A 19679-nucleotide genomic window follows, 5' to 3' on the forward strand; every position below is an offset into this window, starting at 1 on the left:
TAGGGCATCTGTGATATCGTTTTCATGATCAACGGGCTGGCGGAAACTCTGGCTTTTTCCATTTGCAAAGGTCCCTACATGCCCATCATCCGCGCAGCCAAGGCCACGACAGAGCAGCCTGATCATCCCCACCCAGTTCTGGGCAGCTACACTGCCAAACTGTTCAGCGATAGCGGTGGGTTGGACCAGTTCGGCGCATTCACAGAAACCCTGCCGCCCGGTTCGAAATCATCGCAGCGCCACTGGCACGCCGCCGAGGATGAAATGATCTTTATGCTGTCGGGCCTTGTCATCGTGCACGAAGGCAATACGGCCAGCCCGCTGCACCCCGGCGACAGCGCCACGTTCAAAGCGGGGGTGCCTGTGGGGCATTACCTCGAAAACACCAGCGCAGACGACGCCACCTATCTGGTCATCGGCACCCGCGCCAATAGCGACGTCGTCACCTACCCCGACCATGATTGCGTGCTGCACTTTGACCGGACGACCGGAGAAAGACGATATGTGACGTTAGATGGAAAGCCGACGGTGTCACCGTATTAAGTCTGGATTTCACTAACCCGCGCCCGAACCTCGCGTTCTGATACGCGGCATGCGCGGGTATCAGTTGATGCAAGCTGAAACGAATGTCAGCTTCGAGCCCAAATCTACTTCCCTCAGCAGCTATTCTTCTATCGTCTCGGTCTGCCACACTAGACATTTTGTAGCGAAACTTCGAAGATGAAAGCATGTGTAAGATGCGAGACCCCCAGAGCAAGTCAGAACTCGTTCGCGACATAAGGAAAGTGTTTGGCCTAGACATACCTCCTAGTCTTCCCAATGGCTGGGAAAGGCTGACGGATGACATTAGCTCAGCAAATTACTCGGAAGCGATTGAAGAAACCTATCGGTTCTGGGGAAAAAGTTGGTCTGAGTTAGAGATGGCGGATTTTGACGAATGTACATGTGTATTTTCATTCTTGCCTAGAGAGCATATTCCCTATTTCCTTGGCGCTCTTATGGAGCTTTCTTTGAGAGAAGAGCCGTACTCTTATAACCTCCTTGAGTTGTTCACTCTGTTCGACCCTTCCATTGCTAAGGGAAAACAAGCGAAGCAGTTTCTGGCATTCAACAATAGTCAAATTGCCTCTCTCGAAGAAAAACACTTCCGCACAATCGTAGCCTTCTTACAGTTTTTGGCGGCGTCTGGACTCGAAGATGAACGCTCGGACTACATGCAGGAATTTCTTCGTGAGCAACTAAGCTAGGGTGCTTTGCCACTAGAAGAGAGCCATGTAAACAGGGAGTACTATAACAAAATCTCTTGGTAGTTGAGCGGCAGCTTCGTCCTCAAGAGTGGACATCAAAAACCGTGTACTAAACGAAAAAGGCCACGCGATTGCGTGGCCTTCAATTCCGTCAAAGGGGCGATCAATTACTTGATTTTGCCTTCTTTGTAATCCACGTGCTTGCGCACAACGGGGTCGTACTTTTTGATGACCATTTTTTCGGTCATTGTACGTGCGTTCTTTTTCGTGACGTAGAAGTGCCCGGTCCCCGCAGTGGAGTTCAGGCGGATCTTGATGGTGGTAGGCTTCGCCATGTCTCATCTCTCCTGGTTGCGGGCCATCATTGGCGCTTCGCATAAATCTATTGAAGCTGCCTTTTACGCCAGCCGTGCCCCGAGTCAACCGCAAAGACGCCGAAATCAGGGATGAATATGCGCGGACGGCCTATAAGCCGGATTTTGTCCTTTGGGTTGCCCCAAATGGATGACCATTCATCTAGACCGCCTGTTACCAGACCGTCTCTAGCTGCCAACCCGGACTGCTCGGGCTCAAGCCCCCCTGCCTTGCGGCGCGCAGTCCCTATTTGGCATTGCTCCCGGTGGGGCTTGCCGTGCCGCTTACGTTACCGCTCGCGCGGTGGGCTCTTACCCCACCGTTTCACCATCACCTTGGCTGTGACGAATGCGCACCATAGATGCGACCAAGGCTGTCTGTTCTCTGTGGCGCTATCCCTAGGGTTACCCCCGCCGGGCGTTACCCGGCACCGTGCTTTTTGGAGTCCGGACTTTCCTCGGACGTTACCGCCCGCAGCCATCCAGCCATCCGCGCAAGCCCGCAATTAGGCCCAAGCAGCGTTCACGTCAACGGGGAAACGGCGGGCAAGGTCGGTGATCATCCCTGCGTCGATCTCATCAAGCGGACCCATGACCCAAGGTCGGAACCGCATCCGAAACACCGACAGCAGCAAATCAGGATCATCGCTGGCCGTATAGCCAAAGGCCCGCATTTGCGGCACGAACTGCGCGACACCTTGCGGAGGGGCGTTTCGTGGCCATACCGCATGCCCCAAACGCGCGAGCCGCAACCAGTCAAACCGCGCACCCGGATCGATCTTGCGCCCCGGCGCCATGTCTGAATGGCCAATCACCCGTTCAGGTCGGATCCCCCAGCGCGCCTTTATCCCGTCAAGCAAGCTGCAAAGCGCATCCATCTGCGGCGCAGCAAAGGGGCTAAACCCATCATTCGCGATCTCGATCCCGATGCTATGGCTGTTCACGTCTGTGACCGCCCCCCAGCGCCCCGCACCTGCATGCCAAGCGCGCAGCGCCTCTGGCACCAAAGACATCACCTCGCCGTCTTCCGCGATCAAGTAATGTGCCGAGACTTCGTTTGCCGGGTTGCACAGCGTATCGCGCGCGGCCACGGCCGATTTCATCGCCGTATAATGCAGCACGACCATATCGGGGCGTACGTCACCCCGTCTTGGCCCGCAATTGGGCGAAGTATAGGTTGTCAGTTTCAGTTGCCAAAGGCCGATTTGAACGGTGCCGGGTCCCAGCCACAGGCGAAACCATCGCCATCCGGGTCAATCCCGCGCCGGTCACGTTCTGGGCCACCGCGTGCCAAGAAATCGCGCTGCGCATCATCAGCGGTCGCGTAATCGGCACAGTTCCGGCGATACCGATTTTCACCCGATAGCAAGGACCGACTGTACCATTCCTGCCCCTTCACATTTGGCGCATTCACCGCATATTCAACGATGTTTGGCCCTGTGTTGGCGGGGCGCTCTGGCACGGCTGTCGCGGCAATTTGTTCACGTGCGGCGGCTTGCGCCTCGCGGCGCGCAGCATCACTTTCAATGGTCTCGCGACCTGACACAGCGTCAAAGTTTTGTTCGTCTGAAATACCCGTGTTGTTCGTCGGCGCGACCGGAGTTACCGCTGGCACTGTCGTCGGGAAAGGTGTGACCCCCTGCGTGGGAGCAGCTGTCGTCTCGGGCTGTGCCTGACCAATCCCGGCATTGGCTAAATCAGTCGATGAAACCGTAGGTGCCGTTGGGGTTGGTCCGGGAATCACATTCACGCGTGCGGGTGGAATGATCGATGTCTGGCCTGAGACCAAAGCCGCTTCGCGTTGCGCGCGTTCCAATTCGTAGCTTGAATAATCATCAAAGCCGACGCCGCGCGCGCGTGGCTCATTCGACGTGCATGCACTTAATACCAGCGCGCCCAGCGCGATTCCGACGGCTATTTTCATTGATGTTTACCTGCTACTTAGCGTCTTCTTTTCTTGATACTTACCACCACTTGTTCGGTTTGGCTACAAAGCCTGCCGATTGCTCAAGGCTATATGCCACATTCAGCAAATCGGCCTCTTCCCATGGGCGGCCAATCAACTGCAAACCCAGTGGTAAACCACTGGCATCCGTGCCTGTTGGCACGGCGATACCGGGCAGACCTGCAAGGTTCACGGTGACTGTGAACACGTCGTTCATATACATTTGGATCGGATCGGCATCTGTCATTTCGCCCAAACCAAACGCCGCCGAAGGCGTTGCCGGTGTCAAAATCGCATCGACCCCGTCAGCGAAAGCTTGATCAAAATCGCGTTTAATCAATGCCCGCACACGGCGCGCACGGTTGTAATAGGCGTCATAGAACCCGGCAGACAACACATAGGTCCCAACCATTACACGGCGCTGCACCTCATGGCCAAATCCTTCGGCGCGGGTTTTTTCGTACATTTCGGTAATGCCATCGCCCGCAGCCAATTGGGCGCGGTGTCCAAAGCGCACGCCATCATAGCGCGCCAAATTCGAAGACGCCTCAGCAGGTGCGATCACATAATAGGCGGGCAGCGCATATTTGGTGTGCGGCAGGGTGATATCTTTGATCACAGCACCAGCATCTTTCAGCATCGCAGTGCCGTCTTCCCATAGCTTTGCGATCTCGGCGGGCATGGCGTCCATGCGGTATTCTTTGGGAATGCCGATCACTTTGCCTTTGATATCGCCTGTCAGAGCCGCTTCGAAATTCGGCACAGCCAGATCGACGCTAGTGCTGTCTTTGGGGTCATGCCCGCACATTGTTTCAAGCATAATCGCCGCGTCGCGCACGTCTTTGGTCATCGGACCTGCCTGATCAAGCGAGGACGCAAAGGCAACAACGCCCCAACGCGACACGCGGCCATAGGTTGGCTTCAGCCCCGTGATGCCCGTAAAGGCCGCAGGTTGGCGGATCGACCCGCCCGTATCTGTCCCCGTGGCTGCAAGGCAAAGATCAGCGGCCACAGCAGAGGCCGAGCCACCAGATGAGCCCCCCGGCGTCAACGCACGGTCATCAACCTTCCATGGGTTGACCGCATTGCCATAAACAGAGGTCTCGTTCGACGACCCCATAGCAAATTCATCCATGTTCAGCTTGCCCAGCATCACGGCGCCCGCGTCAAACAGCTGAGAGGTCACGGTTGATTCGTATTCGGGTTTGAACCCCTCAAGAATACCAGATGCGGCCTGTGACGGCACACCTTTGGTGCAGAACAGATCTTTGATGCCAAGCGGGATGCCGCACATGTCAGGCGCATCGCCTGCTTTGATCCGTGTATCGGCGGCAACGGCCTGTGCCTGCGCAATCTCTGGTGTGTTATGTACAAACGCATTCAACGCGCCCGCCCCTTCGATTGCAGACAGGCAAGCGGCGGTGATTTCCGCGCTAGATGTTTCGCCTTTGCGCATGGCGTCGCGTGCGCCAGCAATGGTCAGCTTTGTCAGATCAGTCATTATTCTACCACCTTCGGCACGGCAAAGAACCCTTCACGGGCATCGGGCGCATTTTTCAAAACGGCCTCTTGTTGATCACCGTCGGTGACGACGTCTTCGCGGCGTTTCAAGCGCTGCGGCGTCACGGATGTCATCGGTTCAATGCCGTCAACATCGACTTCGTTCAGCTGCTCAATAAAGCCAAGGATCGCGCTGAATTCAGCGGCCAAAGCAGGCAATGCATCGTCTTCCACCTGAATGCGGGCAAGTTTCGCCACGCGGCGGGCGGTTTGAGTGTCAATCGACATGGAACGCTCTCCGGTAAATCTTTCACCCGCGTTTATCGCTACACGCCACAGGTCGCAAGCAATGCCCGCGAAATAAGGTGCCAAAGTTGTGATGAAACATTGCTGTTATCGTCTTGCGGCAAAAAAATCGATCAAAAGCTGCTCAGCGGCCTGCGCAGCGATCCCGTCATAGACTTCGGGCCTGTGGTGGCACTGCGGATGGCTGAACACGCGCGGCCCTTGGGCCACACCGCCTGATTTCGGATCCCCTGCCCCATAATACAACCGCGCAATTCGCGCATTACTGATGGCCGCCGCACACATTGGGCACGGCTCCAACGTCACATAAAGATCGCAGCCACCCAGTCGTTCTTGACCCAAAGCAGCACAAGCGGCACGGATCACCAACATTTCGGCATGGGCGGTTGGATCATTTAATTCGCGCGTCCGGTTTCCGGCTTGCGCAACCACCCCATCAGGCCCGACAATGACCGCACCAACAGGCACTTCGCCACGGGTAGCAGCAGCGCGGGCCTCAGTCAGCGCGATATCCATGTAACTGCGAAAATCCATGCCAATGTGATGCCCCGGCAATGCACCCACTGGCAAGGGGCGATCAAAGCGGCTATGGGCAAGGGTATGACCAATGACACACCTTCAGGCGACCGGATCGCCAAAACCCTTTCACGCGCAGGTATTGCAAGCCGGCGCGAAGCTGAACGCATGATCGCCGAAGGCCGCGTGACCGTGAACGGGAAAACCATCGACAGCCCTGCGCTGAACGTGACCGCTGCTGATCGAATCACAGTGGATGGCAAGCTGGTGGGCGAACCTGATCCGCCGCGCATCTGGCTTTATCATAAGCCCGCAGGCCTTGTGACAACAGAACGCGACGAAAAAGACCGCCCGACAGTCTTTGGCGCGCTGCCCGAAATCATGCCGCGCGTGATGTCGATTGGGCGGCTTGATCTGAATTCCGAAGGGCTGCTGCTGCTGACCAATGATGGCGGCGTGAAACGCAAGCTGGAATTGCCTGCAACGGGCTGGCTACGCCGGTACCGCGTGCGGATCAACGGATCTGTGAGCGAAGCAAAGCTGGACCAGCTGCGCGCCGGGATCGTGGTCGATGGGATCAAATACCAGCCGATGATCGTGACCTTTGACCGTCAGCAAGGGGCAAACGCTTGGCTGACCGTATCAATCCGCGAAGGCAAAAACCGCGAAATCCGCCGTACAATGGAAGCCATTGGCGTGACCGTGAACCGGTTGATCCGGGTCAGCTATGGTCCGTTCCAACTGGGCGACCTGAAACAAGGTGAGGTTGAGGAGCTCAAGCAGCGCGTAGTACGCGACCAATTGGGTATTTCGGGCAAACCCACGCCAACGCGGGTCCGCAAACCGGTCAATCGGCCATCTACAGGCAAAAATCGACACAGGTGAGCCCTTGTTCTGTTACAACCGTTGTGCATGTTAGGGGCAGAGACTTTTCTAGAGGACTTTTGCTTTGACCGACCTGCTGACGCTTGAAAACGCGACGAATTTGCTCATGCTTTGCTTTTTGCAGGCTGTTTTGGGCTTTGATAACCTGCTTTATATCTCAATCGAGAGCCAACGCGCGCCTGTTGCGCAGCAAAAATCTGTACGCACATGGGGCATCATCGTCGCCGTAGCACTGCGGGTTGTGTTGCTGTTTGTGATGATCAAACTGATTGATGCGCTGTCCGCGCCGTTTTTCATCATGGATTGGGTTGGTGTTCTTGAGGGCGGGGTGAACTTTGCGACCATCGTGTTTGTCGTTGGTGGCATTTTCATTATGTATACGGCGGTCAAAGAAATCGCGCACATGCTGTCGATGGATGACCTTGGTCATGATGTCAGCGGCAAATCCGGTAAATCGGCAACCCAGGTTGTGATCATGATCGTGATCATGAACTTGATCTTCTCGTTCGATTCGGTGCTTTCGGCGCTGGCGATCACAGATGTCTTCCCGATCCTTGCCTTTGCGATCATCCTGTCTGGGCTTGCCATGCTGTTGCTCGCTGACGGCGTGACCCGTTTCTTGGAAAAGAACCGCATGTACGAAGTGCTTGGCCTGTTCATCCTGTTGATTGTTGGTGTTGTGCTTTTGGGCGAAGCTGGCCCTGCTGCCGCCCACGCTGTGCATGATGACACGCTCAACATCAAAGTATTTGGCAAAGACATCATTCCCATGTCCAAATCCACATTCTACTTTTCAGTGTTGGTCTTGGTCGCGGTTGAAATCATTCAATCTGGCTACAGCCGCAAACTGGCAGCCCAGCGTCATGCCGAACAAAAACACTAATCGATCAAGGACAGCCTTATGCCCCAGACCTTCAAGCGTATCAGCTACATTGTCCTGCTCATTTTGATGTGCGGCGTGACCTCTGGTCTTTTGGGGGCGGCGTAATGGCGAAACGGTTTGGTGGAAAACATAGCCCCGATGGCACCAACGACGCCCCACACGAAGCCGCGCTTGACGTGCGCCAAGCGCGGGCCGCCAAATCGCCAGCGCGGCTGTTGTTTGTGCCCGGAGTCATCTTGGTCATCACCTCGTTAAACAACGGGCCGCAGACCTTGGTCATGGCCTTGATCGGCGGGGCAATTCTGACGCTGGCCGCATGGCTATTACAAGAAGGGCTGGTTGCGCAGGCGGCCTATGACGCCCGCAAAGTGGCCCGCCGCCCCGCCATTCCACGCAAAATGATGGCATCCGCCCTGACAGGGATCGGGATCGCGATTGCCGCCTATACGGGCGACAGTGGGATCATCGGGTCTGTACTTTACGGTCTGGCTGCTTTGGGTCTGCATGTCGCCGCCTTTGGGATTGATCCGCTGACAGACAAGCGTATGGACGGCATCGACGATTTCCAACAAGACCGGGTCGCGCGGGTCGTTGACAAGGCCGAGGCCCATTTGCAAACCATGCAAGAACAGATCGATATTTTGGACGATCGTAAACTGACAATGCGGGTCGCGGCCTTCCAAACGGTCGCACGCAAAATGATCCGCACCGTCGAAGAAGACCCACGTGACCTATCAGGCGCGCGCAAATTTTTGGGCATCTACCTGCAAGGCGCACGTGACGCGACGATCAAGTTTGTTGATCTTTACGGGCGCAAACCTGACAGCGATGCCCGGACAAATTACGAAGCATTGTTGGACGATTTAGAGACCAACTTTGCAGCGCGGACGGACACACTGATGCGCGACGACCGCAGCGATATGGATATTGAAATCAACGTATTACGTGACCGCCTCCAACGCGAAGGAGTCGCCATGCAAAACAAAGGAACTGACACATGACCGAGACCACACGCCAAAAAGCCGAAGCCGCGCTCGCGGATGTCGCGAAAATCACCGCCGTTGTTTTGCCCGAACCAAAGGGCGAGCTAGTGACATTGGAAGCCGCAGATGCGCCCACAAGCGCAGAAATCACCCGCCGCATAGCTGAAATCGATGTGACTGACACGAATTCAATTGTGTCATTTGGGTCATCAGCACAGGCCGAATTGCAAGTCATCAGCCAAGAGATGCTCGCAGGTGTGCGCAACAAAGACGTTGGCCCCGCAGGTGACAGCCTGCGCAACATCGTAACTACGATCCGTGGCTTTTCGATCTCTGAACTGGATGTCCGCCGCAAACGCAGCTGGTGGGAAAAACTGCTGGGCCGCGCCGCGCCGATGGCCAAATTCGTCGCTCAATTCGAAGACGTGCAAGGCCAGATCGACAATATCACTGACGATCTTTTAGGCCATGAACATGTGCTGCTCAAAGACATCGAAAGCCTTGATGTGCTTTATGACAAAACGCTGCAATTCTACGATGAACTCGCGCTTTATATCGCCGCGGGCGAGGCCAAGATCGCTGATCTAGACGCGACAACAATCCCTGCAAAAGAAGCCGAAGTGCAAGCCGCACCAGAAGACAAAGCAGTGATGATGGCGCAAGAATTGCGCGATATCCGTTCAGCGCGCGATGATCTTGAACGCCGGGTGCATGATCTGAAACTGACCCGTCAGGTCACGATGCAATCGCTGCCGTCGATCCGGTTGGTACAAGAAAACGATAAATCACTTGTCACTAAGATCAATTCGACTCTCGTGAACACTGTGCCACTATGGGAAACGCAATTGGCCCAAGCCGTCACAATTCAGCGATCTTCTGAGGCCGCCGAAGCCGTGCGCGACGCCAATGATCTGACCAATGAATTGCTGACTGCCAACGCACAAAACCTCCGTCAGGCCAACCGCACAATCCGCGAAGAAATGGAACGCGGCGTGTTTGATATTGAGGCCGTGAAAGAAGCGAACGCCAATCTTATTGCGACCATCAACGAAAGCTTGGAAATCGCGGATGAAGGCAAACGCAAACGGTCTGAGGCCGAAGCTGAGATGAAAAAGATGGAAGCAGAGCTCAAAGATACGCTTGCCGCCGCCAAGGCCAAACAAACAGGTCTGGGCGACAACGTTGGCACTGCGGTTAGCGATTAAATCAAATGGGGCTTGGGGGCATCATGCAGCGGCTTGGCCTGCTTGCCATTTTGGCAGGTACGTCGGCCTGCGTGACGCCCCCGCCCGAACCGACCCCTACGCCGCCAGTTGTCGAAGCCCTGCCCCCGCCGCCAGTTGCAGCGGAGCCCAGCGCCGATAGCCAGAGGCTCGCGGTATACTACAAGCGTCTTCAAAATGATCTATTGACCCAAGGCCTGCTGCGTGGCGATGGCGGCGGCCCGGACACCACGTTCACCGACACGATCCTTGCGCGCAATTTCATCCGTATCGCACTGTTCAATGAATACCGCGACGATAGCGATTTTCGAAATGCGCAAAGCACCGTATCCAACCTGCGTCGCTGGGCAAATCCGATCCGCATGAAGATTGAGTTTGGCGACACCGTCCCCTATCCTCAGCGCGCCCAAGATACCGCCAGTGTCGAATCCTACGCCGCGCGCCTTTCGCGGGTGACGGGCGTCCCGATTTCTTTTGACCAACCGCGTCCGAACTATCACGTGCTGTTCTTGGGCGAGGATGACCGCAAAGCGATAGAGCCGCGACTGCGTGAATTAATCCCCACAATTTCGACGGCAACGGTGCGCGCCATTGTTGACCTACCCCGCGATCAGCTTTGCGTCGTCATCGGCACCTTTGATCCCGGCGAATCCACCTATAGCCAAGCCATCGCAATCATCCGGGCAGAGCATCCAAACCTGATGCGCGCGGCCTGCATCCACGAAGAATTGGCCCAAGGCATGGGGCTTGCCAATGACAGTCCCGGTGCCCGCCCGTCGATCTTTAACGATGACGAAGAATTCGCACTACTGACGACGCATGACGAAATGCTATTGCGTATGCTTTACGATCCACGGCTTCAGGCAGGTATGGACCCTGCGACAGCCGCCCCAATTGCACGCCAAATCGCACGCGATATGATGGCCCAAGGGGCCAGTTAAGACTTATAACCACGGAGACCATAACAGATGGGCATTTTTGATTTTCTAACCGGCGAATTTATCGACGTCATTCACTGGACGGACGATACCCGCGATACAATGGTCTGGCGGTTTCAGCGCGAAGACCATGAAATTAAGTATGGCGCAAAGCTGACAGTGCGCGAAGGTCAAGCCGCCGTGTTTGTCCACGAAGGCCAACTGGCTGATGTGTTTACGCCCGGGCTTTATATGCTTGAAACCAACAATATGCCGATCATGACGACGCTGCAACATTGGGACCACGGGTTCCAAAGCCCGTTCAAATCGGAAATCTACTACGTCAACACGACCCGGTTTTCGGACCTAAAGTGGGGCACCAAAAACCCGATCATGCTGCGCGACCCTGAATTTGGGCCGACCCGCATCCGAGCCTATGGCACCTATACGATTAAGGTCGCAGACCCTGCCGTGTTCCTGCGCGAAATCGTGGGCACGGATGGTGAATTCACGATGGATGAAATCAGCTATCAAATCCGCAATATCATCGTCCAAGAATTCAGCCGCGTGATTGCGTCTTCGGGCATTCCGGTGCTGGATATGGCGGCCAATACTGCTGATTTGGGTAAATTGATCGCTGCGGCGATTGACGAAACGATGAAACAATACGGGCTGTCCATCCCAGAGCTTTACATCGAAAACATCAGCCTGCCCCCGGCGGTCGAGGCCGTGTTAGACAAACGCACCTCGGTAGGGCTTGCTGGAGATTTGGGCAAATACACGCAGTTTTCTGCAGCAGAAGCCATGACAGCCGCCGCCAATAACCCCGCTGGTGGCGGGATGGCCGCCGGATTGGGCGCGGGTATGGGATTGGCCATGGCCGGGCAAATGACCCAAGGTCCTTGGGGTGCGGCACCCGCTGCAGCCCCTGCCGCAGTGGCACCACCGCCGCCACCCGTCGAACATGTCTGGCACATTGCGGTTGCTGGCGAGGTATCAGGCCCGTTTTCAAAGGCCGCAATGGGCCGCAAAGTCACCGATGGTAGCCTGTCACGCGACAGCATGGTCTGGACACAAGGCCAAGACGGCTGGAAGGCAGCGGGCGATGTGACGGAACTCGCCCAGCTGTTCACAATTCTGCCACCGCCACCGCCGGGTGCATAATAACTTTGCGCGGCACGGTTTCGTGTCGCGCATTTACTCTTTTGACCGTTCATCTAAGAAACCCAAATGACCGCTGATTTACCTTCCGAGACAGAAACACGCTTTCCTTGTGACACTTGTGGGTCAGACTTGCGGTTTGATCCGGGCGGTCACCAGCTTATTTGTGACCATTGTGGCAATGTCGCGCAGATTGACGCGGGGCAGTCAAAATCTGGTGGGCTTGCTGAGCTCGACTTTGAAGACGCGCTGCATCACCGGCTTGCGGATGCAGAAATCGAAGAAACGCGCGTCGTCGCCTGTCCGAATTGCGGGGCGCAAACCGAATTCGATGGGGATACCCACGCAGCCGAATGCCCATTCTGCGCCACCCCCGTTGTGACCGATACAGGCACCCACCGTCATATTAAACCGCGCGGTGTTTTGCCCTTTGAACTTGACGAAGGATCCGCGCGCGGGGCGCTGACCGATTGGCTTGGTAGCCTGTGGTTCGCGCCCAATGGGGTCAAAGACTACGCACGTAAAGGTCGTAAAATGAACGGTATCTACGTGCCGTACTGGACCTTCGACGCTGATACCAAAAGCAAATACACGGGCCAACGCGGCAAGCATTATTACGAAACCAAAACGGTCGTGCGTGACGGAAAACGCAAAAAAGTCCGCGTGCGTAAAACCCGCTGGCGTCCCGCATCGGGGCGCGTAGCGCGATTCTTTGATGATGTTCTTGTGCTCGCGTCAAAATCGCTACCTAAAAAATATACGGACGGGTTAGAGCCATGGGATCTTTCGTCGCTTGAACCTTATAAACCGGAATATCTGGCAGGGTTTCGGGCCGAAGGATATCAGGTCGAGTTGCGCGACGGCTTTAAAGAAGCACGCGTATATATGGATCGAATGATCCACCGCGACGTGAAATACGACATTGGCGGCGACGAACAGCGGGTTACTTCGGTCAATACAGCAGTCAGTGACGTGACATTTAAGCACATCCTTTTGCCCGTTTGGCTCGCAGCCTACAAATATCGCGGGAAAACGTATCGTTTTGTCGTCAATGGCCGTACCGGCAGGGTGCAAGGCGAACGCCCCTACTCTGCCTGGAAAATCACAATTGCCGTCTTTATCGGAACCCTCCTTGCACTTGGCATAGGATTTGTTATCGCTAACAGTCAGTAATTATCTCGGAGAATCCCCATGATCATCTGCTGTGGCGAAGCCCTTATTGATATGTTGCCCCGCCAGAGTGACGCGGGCGAACCCGCGTTCGCCCCCCATGCTGGCGGCGCTGTGTTTAATACGGCTGTGGCATTGGGACGGCTGGGCAGACCTGTGCAATTTTTTTCGGGGATTTCTACGGACTTATTTGGGGACATTCTACGTGATCGCTTGGCAGAATCGCATGTCGATGCCTGCCCGGCGGCGTTATCAGATCGTCCAACAACGTTGGCCTTTGTCACTTTGACCGACGGCCATGCCTCATACGCGTTTTACGATGAAAACACTGCCGGGCGGATGCTTTCCATCGATGATCTGCCTGCATCGGGTGCAGATGCATTATTTTTCGGAGGCATCAGCCTTGTGGTTGAACCCTGCGGTGCCGCCTATGAGGCGCTTATGCTGCGCGAGGCCCCAAACCGCGTCACCATGATTGACCCCAATATCCGCCCCAGTTTTATCACCGACGAAACCCGCTATCGCGCGCGATTGACCCGCATGTTGGGCGTTGCGGACATCATCAAGTCATCCGACGAAGATCTGGAATGGATCACCGGCAATACCGATGGGCCTGCCCTTCTGAAAGCCACAGGCGCCAAAATCATCCTGCTGACGCGCGGCAGCGAAGGTGTGACGGTTGTGACAGCGACGGACCAAATTGACGTGCCCGCGCAAAAAGCCACGGTTGTTGACACCGTCGGCGCAGGCGACACTTTCAGCGCTGGGTTCTTGGCCGAACTGGATAGGCGCGGGCTTTTGACCAAAGAAGCGTTGAATAGCGCCACAGGTGACGACCTAAAAGCCGCGACCGCCTTTGGCGCGCGGGTCGCTGCGATCACCGTCAGCCGCGCAGGTGCAAACCCACCCTGGGCGTCCGAGCTATGAGAGCGCTGATCCAGCGCGTTACCGCAGCATCGGTGCGTGTTGCAGGCGAAACGATTGGGGAAATTGACCAAGGGCTGCTTATCCTGATCTGCGCAATGCAAGGGGATGACGCGGCAAAATCAGCGCAAATGGCGGCCAAGATCAGTAAACTGCGTATTTTTACCGATGACGCTGGTAAGATGAACAGATCGCTGGTCGATACAGGCGGTTCAGCCCTGATTGTAAGCCAATTCACTTTGGCCGCAGATACATCACGCGGCAACCGCCCCGGATTTTCGGCTGCGGCGCGCCCTGATGAAGGCAAAGCGCTTTATGAACAATTCATTGACGACATGGGCGCATTGGGGATTAACACCGCTACGGGCGCATTTGGGGCCGATATGGCGGTGAGCCTCACCAATGATGGACCAATAACAATCTGGCTGGATATTTAGCAGCGTTTTGCAACGACCATGACCCAATAGGGGCCGTTTTCGCCTTGGGAAATGCCAATGCCGAATTCTTCGATACGCGGGTGCAACATGATCTCGCGGTGACCAGCCGATTGCATCCACTCACGGATAATACGCGCCGATTCCGGGTATCCCCAAGCAAGGTTTTCACCCACAAGACATTGCCGATATCCGGTATTTTCAACCCGCACCAAAACAGTTGATCCATCCGTTCCTTGATGGTCAAAGAAATCATGTTCCATCATATCACAGGCATGTGCAGCCGCAGCCCGGCCTAATCGCCGGTTCATCCGCAACGCGCTTTCACCGTTTGCGCGCCGCGTGGCATTCACGCTTGCCGCAATCTCATCCACAAGCGCATCCGCGTTTTCAGGCACGGCACAATTACTTGCCGAGGCAGAATGCCCAAATAGCGTTAGAAAAAGGATGCTGATTGCGCGGAGAAGATTCGTCATTTTAGATACCTTAGAAGTCCTGATTGGCCTTATCATAGCAATCAACCGGGCATGATCATGACGAAGACGTGGCAATTCGCGACACACGAACACTCTTCAACGCCTTACCAGAATGTCAGATCAGCCGTTCAGCACGCAACCATCCGGGAATCGCACCAATGTCAGGCAGTACAACATCAGCAAGTGGCGCCAACTCAGCCTGCGGCGCGGGCCCAGTGAGCACGCCAATCGTTTTCATGCCCGCCGCGCGCCCCGCGACAAGGTCGTGCGTGCTATCGCCGACCATTGCGCATTGCGCTGCGGCAATCCCCGTTGTCGTGCAAAATGCGTCCAATTGGCCCGGTTCTGGTTTTGCGCCAAATCCGCTGTCATAGCCCGCGATAAAATCGAAATAACCGTTCACGCCAGCCTGTTCCAAATGTTGTAGCGCCGGGGCCTCTGCATCATTTGTGGCGATGCCAAGCTTCAGATTCAATCTCGCGAGCGATGCGAAATATGCGGCCAGCGGCACCGCCTCTTGCTGCGTGACCTGCGCCGCGCCCGTGTTCATACGCGCGATCAATGCGCCCTTGTCCACATCCCCCAAAACCGACAAGATATGGTCCGCCACGATATCTACGGTCGAGGCGATCACGATGCTGCCCGGCACAAACCGGTTCGCCTGCGCATCATATCCTAAGACATCGGCCAACGCGTCAAACTTAACGTGATCACCGCCTGCTTCGGCGGCAAGCATCTGCTGCGTCCAAGCGCCCCATGTCGCGTTAAAGTCGAACAAAGTCCCGTCTTTATCGAAAATGATACCTTTGATCATGTGCCGCCCCTTTGGGTGATTTCCGCCAGATCACTCTGGCCAGACAGTAAAGTCAATCGGGGATTAGGTCCAATGCACGGCCTCGGCACCCGGCAGTGCATAACGTGCGTGCAACGGCATTTCATATTTTAAATCAACACTGTCGCAAAAGGCTACGACCCAAGTATCATCCATTGTGATGAATTCCAACACGGCTGCCAAAAAGGCCGGATCGCCCGCGCGAGCACGCAGATCGTCGATGGACCCGCCTGTTGCCCCCAAGAACACTGGGCAAAGTTCATCATTGCCTACCAACCATGCCAATGCTTGCAACGCGATGACCTGTGCCTGTTCGTGATCCATCTGCAATCCTTAATCCTACAGAAACTGTTTCTTAACCAATACCGTTCAAATTGTCTGCATGAAATGGGCGACCTCATGGAGGATTTGAAAATGCCAGGACGTATATTGATCATCGATTCTGTTGCGACCAATCGTATCGTGATGAAGGTTAAAATGTCCGCCGCGCAATTTCGCGTCAACACATGTGCCAACCGGACCGAGGCCGATGCCCATATTCTCAAACACCGCCCCGACCTCATACTGATTAGCTTTGGCGACCCCGCGCTGGATCTAGAAAGCTATTGCAGCGCGTTGAAATCAAATCCGGACACGCAAAACATCACAATCATCGCAATGGGGGTAACCGACACAAGCCAAGCCCGTTTCGCAGCGCTTGATGCCGGAGCCGATGATGTCATGCCGCGGCCGGTGAATGACGCGCTTTTGCTGGCGCGCATCCGTAGCTTGTTACGGGTTCACAGTACCCATCAAGAATTACAGCTGCGCGAAGGGACCAGCAGCGCCCTTGGCTTTGAAGAGGCGACCACCCCCTTTGAGACTGCGGCAAATGTCGCGCTTTTGTCAGCGACCCAACAGCCCGATGGCGCTCTTTTGGCGGCATTGACCCATGGTTTGGGCCACGTTGTGCGTGCCATGGACCCCGACCAAGCCCTACGCACGCGCAAGGCGCAGCCGTCACATGCGCTTTATGTCATTGACGCAAGCACCCATATGACGGCACCAGCACGTTTTTTCGGGCTTGTATCCGACTTGCGGGCGCGCCCAGATACCCGCCAATCAACGCAGCTCATTATCGTGCCCGACGACGCGCCTGATATGGCGGCTATGTTCTTGGATTTGGGGGCTGATGACGTTGTGATGGTCTCTGCATCGGGTGATGAAATCGTTTTGCGGGCGCGCAAACTGATCAAACGTAAGCGGTTGCATGACCGATTGCGCGATACGGTGCGCGATGGCCTGCAAGCCGCCGTGACCGATCCGCTGACCGGGCTTTTCAACCGGCGCTACGTTGACCCGCATTTGGCGCGCATGGCGCAACACGCACAGATTTCTGGGGACGCTATGGCGGTGATGATGGTCGATATTGATCACTTTAAATCCATCAATGACACCTATGGGCACGCTGCGGGCGACAAAGTGCTTAAACAATTGGCGAAGCGGCTTAAGGATAACATCCGCGCGGTTGATATGGCTGCGCGCGTCGGCGGCGAAGAATTTCTAGTCGCACTGCCGGGCACCACGGCGCCGCAGGCACAGACGACTGCAAATCGGCTTCTGGCCCTGATCAACAGCACGCCTTTTGACATCGGCGAAGCCTATCCGCCGTTGCCCGTCACGATATCGGTTGGGGTCGCCATCAGTCGCGACAAACAGGCAAAAGACGCGCGCGCTGATACGATCTGCGCCCAAGCGGACGCCGCTTTATACGCGGCAAAATCCGCAGGGCGCGATCAAGTTGCTATGGCCAGCTAGTCGCGCTTGGGGCGCTCACGTAGGTTCACAAGCTCCGCTTCGAAACGATCTGCAAAACCTGCGCGCTCATCAGCGGTCATTGCCGCGATGTGGTTGATGAAAACATCTTGGGCCACGGTCTGAATTTGCCTGCTATGGCGCGCCTGTTCCTCGACAAGACGACGCAAGCTTTCGGGTTCAAATGGATCGACGCGCAAGGTCGCAATCATCAACGAAACCTGTTGCCGGGGATTGTAGTCCCCCATGGGGCGGGCTTCACGTAGGTGCGCACCGATTTCGCGCCGATCTTCGGGCGCCAAAGCACGTGCCATCGGGCCAATACCAAGGTCAAAGCTCCGCGGTGGTCCATCGCCCACCCGTCCCGAGGCAAACGATCCAACGACAAGCCCAGCCACCGCAAGGTTTAACGCCAAAGACGTCACCAGCACGATGCGCATGACGCGCCCGTTTTTTGTTTTGTCATCAGCCATCGAAAAAATCTCCCGTCGCGAAAATCGCTTCCTCACTAAATAGGCTCACGCTGATTTCATCGCCAAAATAAGTCGCCGTGTAATCTTGCACGGACTCCGGTGGTGAAACCCCGATCCAGACCCCAGCGCAGGTCGCTGTGACCAATCCGCTGACAGCCGTCCAACCGCCCAAAATGTCCAGCACTTGCTGACCCAGGCTGCGGCGCGGCGCGGGTTGTGATGCCACTTGCGGCACCGGAACCCCGGCCATCACCCGCGCGATCAAATCATCTGACGGGGTCGGCGCAACCGCACGAGCCTGCGCAAAAATATCTTCTAGGATGTCGTCATTACGATCAGTCATCATCATACCCCAGTTCTGCCTTGCGCCCTGCCATGATTGCAGCAAGCGCCCGTTTCCCGCGTGCCGTCAGGCTTTCGACTGACCGCACATTTGTGTCCATAATTTCTGCGATCTCAGGGTTGGACAGCCCCTCGAGATGCCGCAAGGATACGGCCTGCGCCTGACGTTCGGGCAAAGCCGCGAGCGCGTCTGACAGCGCCTGCATCCGCGCGTTTGTTTGCATTTGTTGCACCACGCTTGGTGCGCCGTCTGTTGGTTCCGCGATCTGGTCCAGCGAGACCCCACCGCGTCGTTTTCGCAAAATATCTGTGCACAGGTTTGACACAACACGGTAAAGCCATGTGCTCACCTGTGCTTCGCCTTGCCGCCAATCGGGGGCCTGCTTCCACAAGCGGATCATCGCCTCTTGCGCGACCTCTTCGGCCTCGGCCTGAATGGCTAACATCCGCGTCGCTTGCGCCAGAACCCTAGGCAATAACCGTTCGGTCAACGCCTGCGCAGCCTGTGCATCACCATTGGCAAATGCAATCAGTAGCGCCTCGTCGGGGGCGCCTGCAAAAAGGTCGGGCATCGCGTTCATAAAGTCTAGTGCTACCGATATTTACAGCGTTTCGCAATTGGCGAGGGGAAGCCCCCCGCCAAAGCAGTTGGTTTAGTTGTTGTCGCGACCATGGCCGTCGCCATGACCTTGGCGACGTTCACCGCGTTCTTGCATCTTTTCTTGCGCAGCTTCGAATTCTTCCGCGCTAATTGTGCCATCTTCGTCGGCATCCACGCGCTCGAACATCCGCTCCATGTTACCTTCGCGGCGTTCGCCACCGCGGGGTTTCATTTCGTCGGCTTGGATAAGACCATCGTCGTTCTCATCCATACGTTCGATCATACGGGCCACGCGTTCTTCAGAGCGTGCGTTCGCTTGGGCGGTCAGCTCTTCAGCGCTCAATGCGCCGTCGCCGTCAGTGTCAGCATCTGCAAAGCGCGCTTCGCCGCGTGCTTGCAGTTCTTCCATTGTCAGCGCACCGTCGCCATCAATGTCGAGTGTCGCGAAATCTGGGCGTTCACGTTGTTCCGGCTGTGCCGAAACCGCGCCTGCAGTCATCACGACGCCTGAAAGAAGTGCTGCCATCAAAATAGTCTTTTTCATTTTCATTCCTCACTTAAGGTTTAGTGCGACAGTTCTCTGCCGCAGACCCTTCTTCAACGCAGGCACAAATCATTTCCGTCGCAAAACCGTAAGAAATCTCTTTTGGGGCTGCGTGACACGGCGCCGCAACCCGCCCTAAACCCCTTTTCAAAGGGGCGTGAATAGACGAT

At 56.0% G+C, this 19679-nt stretch carries 25 protein-coding genes and 1 other RNA gene; 12 read left to right on the forward strand and 14 right to left on the reverse strand.

Features of this window, described 5'->3' with window-relative positions; genetic code table 11:
* Positions 1–78 precede the first annotated feature (78 nt).
* The gene (locus Yoon_RS14575) at positions 79–543 is read left to right on the forward strand and encodes a cupin domain-containing protein (RefSeq protein WP_238113149.1); all 465 of its coding nucleotides are present in this window, start codon (positions 79–81) and stop codon (positions 541–543) included.
* A gap of 194 nt (positions 544–737) precedes the next feature.
* Positions 738–1247 carry a DUF6714 family protein gene (locus Yoon_RS14580; RefSeq protein WP_238113151.1) on the forward strand — a complete coding sequence of 170 codons (510 nt, stop codon included), beginning with the start codon at positions 738–740 and terminating at the stop codon, positions 1245–1247.
* A gap of 167 nt (positions 1248–1414) precedes the next feature.
* Here Yoon_RS14580 and rpmG read toward each other — a convergent pair whose 3' ends face one another.
* From rpmG to Yoon_RS14615, 7 genes are all read right to left on the reverse strand, one after another.
* Positions 1415–1582, reverse strand: a complete 168-nt coding sequence (gene rpmG / locus Yoon_RS14585) for a 50S ribosomal protein L33 (RefSeq protein WP_107890459.1) — start codon at positions 1580–1582, stop codon at positions 1415–1417.
* Between the two features lie 117 nt (positions 1583–1699).
* Positions 1700–2094: RNase P RNA component class A (rnpB, locus tag Yoon_RS14590), an RNA gene on the reverse strand.
* Between the two features lie 12 nt (positions 2095–2106).
* On the reverse strand, positions 2107–2727 hold the full coding sequence (locus Yoon_RS14595; RefSeq protein WP_238113153.1) for an N-acetylmuramoyl-L-alanine amidase: 621 nt from the start codon (positions 2725–2727) through the stop codon (positions 2107–2109).
* Positions 2728–2786: 59 nt separating this feature from the next.
* Positions 2787–3524, reverse strand: a complete 738-nt coding sequence (locus Yoon_RS14600) for a hypothetical protein (RefSeq protein WP_238113155.1) — start codon at positions 3522–3524, stop codon at positions 2787–2789.
* Positions 3525–3564: 40 nt separating this feature from the next.
* Positions 3565–5046, reverse strand: coding sequence for an Asp-tRNA(Asn)/Glu-tRNA(Gln) amidotransferase subunit GatA (gene gatA / locus Yoon_RS14605; RefSeq protein ID WP_238113156.1), 1482 nt, complete (start codon positions 5044–5046; stop codon positions 3565–3567).
* The gene (gene gatC / locus Yoon_RS14610; protein ID WP_238113157.1) at positions 5046–5333 is read right to left on the reverse strand and encodes an Asp-tRNA(Asn)/Glu-tRNA(Gln) amidotransferase subunit GatC; all 288 of its coding nucleotides are present in this window, start codon (positions 5331–5333) and stop codon (positions 5046–5048) included. Before gatC ends, gatA begins: the two co-directional genes overlap by 1 nt.
* 105 nt (positions 5334–5438) lie before the next feature.
* Complete coding sequence (locus Yoon_RS14615) at positions 5439–5885, reverse strand: nucleoside deaminase (protein WP_238113158.1); 447 nt, start codon at positions 5883–5885, stop codon at positions 5439–5441.
* Between the two features lie 66 nt (positions 5886–5951).
* On the opposite strand from Yoon_RS14615, the gene Yoon_RS14620 reads away from it, so the two are divergent.
* The 9 genes from Yoon_RS14620 (at position 5952) to dtd (ending at position 14450) form a co-directional block, all read left to right on the forward strand.
* Complete coding sequence (locus tag Yoon_RS14620; RefSeq protein WP_238113159.1) at positions 5952–6752, forward strand: pseudouridine synthase; 801 nt, start codon at positions 5952–5954, stop codon at positions 6750–6752.
* 64 nt (positions 6753–6816) lie between these two features.
* On the forward strand, positions 6817–7635 hold the full coding sequence (locus Yoon_RS14625; protein WP_238113160.1) for a TerC family protein: 819 nt from the start codon (positions 6817–6819) through the stop codon (positions 7633–7635).
* Positions 7636–7739: 104 nt separating this feature from the next.
* Complete coding sequence (locus Yoon_RS14630) at positions 7740–8636, forward strand: 5-bromo-4-chloroindolyl phosphate hydrolysis family protein (protein ID WP_238113162.1); 897 nt, start codon at positions 7740–7742, stop codon at positions 8634–8636.
* Positions 8633–9823, forward strand: coding sequence for a toxic anion resistance protein (locus tag Yoon_RS14635; protein ID WP_238113164.1), 1191 nt, complete (start codon positions 8633–8635; stop codon positions 9821–9823). Before Yoon_RS14630 ends, Yoon_RS14635 begins: the two co-directional genes overlap by 4 nt.
* 23 nt (positions 9824–9846) lie before the next feature.
* Positions 9847–10782 carry a DUF2927 domain-containing protein gene (locus Yoon_RS14640; RefSeq protein WP_238113166.1) on the forward strand — a complete coding sequence of 312 codons (936 nt, stop codon included), beginning with the start codon at positions 9847–9849 and terminating at the stop codon, positions 10780–10782.
* A gap of 27 nt (positions 10783–10809) precedes the next feature.
* Positions 10810–11922, forward strand: a complete 1113-nt coding sequence (locus tag Yoon_RS14645; RefSeq protein WP_238113168.1) for an SPFH domain-containing protein — start codon at positions 10810–10812, stop codon at positions 11920–11922.
* Positions 11923–11988: 66 nt separating this feature from the next.
* Positions 11989–13092 carry a TFIIB-type zinc finger domain-containing protein gene (locus Yoon_RS14650; protein ID WP_238113170.1) on the forward strand — a complete coding sequence of 368 codons (1104 nt, stop codon included), beginning with the start codon at positions 11989–11991 and terminating at the stop codon, positions 13090–13092.
* An 18-nt stretch (positions 13093–13110) separates the two neighbouring features.
* A complete protein-coding gene (locus tag Yoon_RS14655; RefSeq protein WP_238113171.1) occupies positions 13111–14016 on the forward strand; it encodes a carbohydrate kinase in 906 nt (301 codons plus the stop codon).
* The gene (dtd, locus tag Yoon_RS14660) at positions 14013–14450 is read left to right on the forward strand and encodes a D-aminoacyl-tRNA deacylase (protein WP_238113172.1); all 438 of its coding nucleotides are present in this window, start codon (positions 14013–14015) and stop codon (positions 14448–14450) included. The genes Yoon_RS14655 and dtd overlap by 4 nt, the downstream gene beginning before the upstream one ends.
* On the opposite strand, the gene Yoon_RS14665 is transcribed toward dtd, so the two are convergent.
* The 3 genes from Yoon_RS14665 to Yoon_RS14675 all read right to left on the reverse strand — a co-directional run bounded on the left by Yoon_RS14665 (position 14447) and on the right by Yoon_RS14675 (position 16079).
* Entirely contained in the window at positions 14447–14923 is a 477-nt protein-coding gene (locus tag Yoon_RS14665) for a CAP domain-containing protein (protein ID WP_238113173.1), read from the reverse strand. The two genes, dtd and Yoon_RS14665, sit on opposite strands and share 4 nt — an antisense overlap.
* A gap of 115 nt (positions 14924–15038) precedes the next feature.
* A complete protein-coding gene (locus Yoon_RS14670; protein WP_238113174.1) occupies positions 15039–15737 on the reverse strand; it encodes an HAD family hydrolase in 699 nt (232 codons plus the stop codon).
* A gap of 63 nt (positions 15738–15800) precedes the next feature.
* Positions 15801–16079 carry a DUF3572 domain-containing protein gene (locus tag Yoon_RS14675; protein ID WP_238113175.1) on the reverse strand — a complete coding sequence of 93 codons (279 nt, stop codon included), beginning with the start codon at positions 16077–16079 and terminating at the stop codon, positions 15801–15803.
* Between the two features lie 90 nt (positions 16080–16169).
* Here Yoon_RS14675 and Yoon_RS14680 point away from each other — a divergent pair, with 90 nt between their 5' ends.
* A complete protein-coding gene (locus tag Yoon_RS14680; protein WP_238113176.1) occupies positions 16170–17552 on the forward strand; it encodes a diguanylate cyclase in 1383 nt (460 codons plus the stop codon).
* Here the strand turns inward: Yoon_RS14680 and Yoon_RS14685 are convergent.
* From Yoon_RS14685 to Yoon_RS14700, 4 genes are all read right to left on the reverse strand, one after another.
* Entirely contained in the window at positions 17549–18022 is a 474-nt protein-coding gene (locus Yoon_RS14685; protein ID WP_238113177.1) for a periplasmic heavy metal sensor, read from the reverse strand. The two genes, Yoon_RS14680 and Yoon_RS14685, sit on opposite strands and share 4 nt — an antisense overlap.
* On the reverse strand, positions 18015–18371 hold the full coding sequence (locus Yoon_RS14690; protein ID WP_238113178.1) for a hypothetical protein: 357 nt from the start codon (positions 18369–18371) through the stop codon (positions 18015–18017). Before Yoon_RS14690 ends, Yoon_RS14685 begins: the two co-directional genes overlap by 8 nt.
* Positions 18358–18945: an RNA polymerase sigma factor gene (locus Yoon_RS14695; protein WP_238113180.1), complete on the reverse strand. Its 588-nt coding sequence runs from the start codon at positions 18943–18945 to the stop codon at positions 18358–18360. The genes Yoon_RS14690 and Yoon_RS14695 overlap by 14 nt, the downstream gene beginning before the upstream one ends.
* A gap of 72 nt (positions 18946–19017) precedes the next feature.
* Complete coding sequence (locus Yoon_RS14700) at positions 19018–19509, reverse strand: EF-hand domain-containing protein (RefSeq protein WP_238113182.1); 492 nt, start codon at positions 19507–19509, stop codon at positions 19018–19020.
* Between the last annotated feature and the right edge of the window lie 170 nt (positions 19510–19679).

This window comes from Yoonia sp. I 8.24 (assembly GCF_022096995.1).
GTDB lineage: Bacteria > Pseudomonadota > Alphaproteobacteria > Rhodobacterales > Rhodobacteraceae > Yoonia.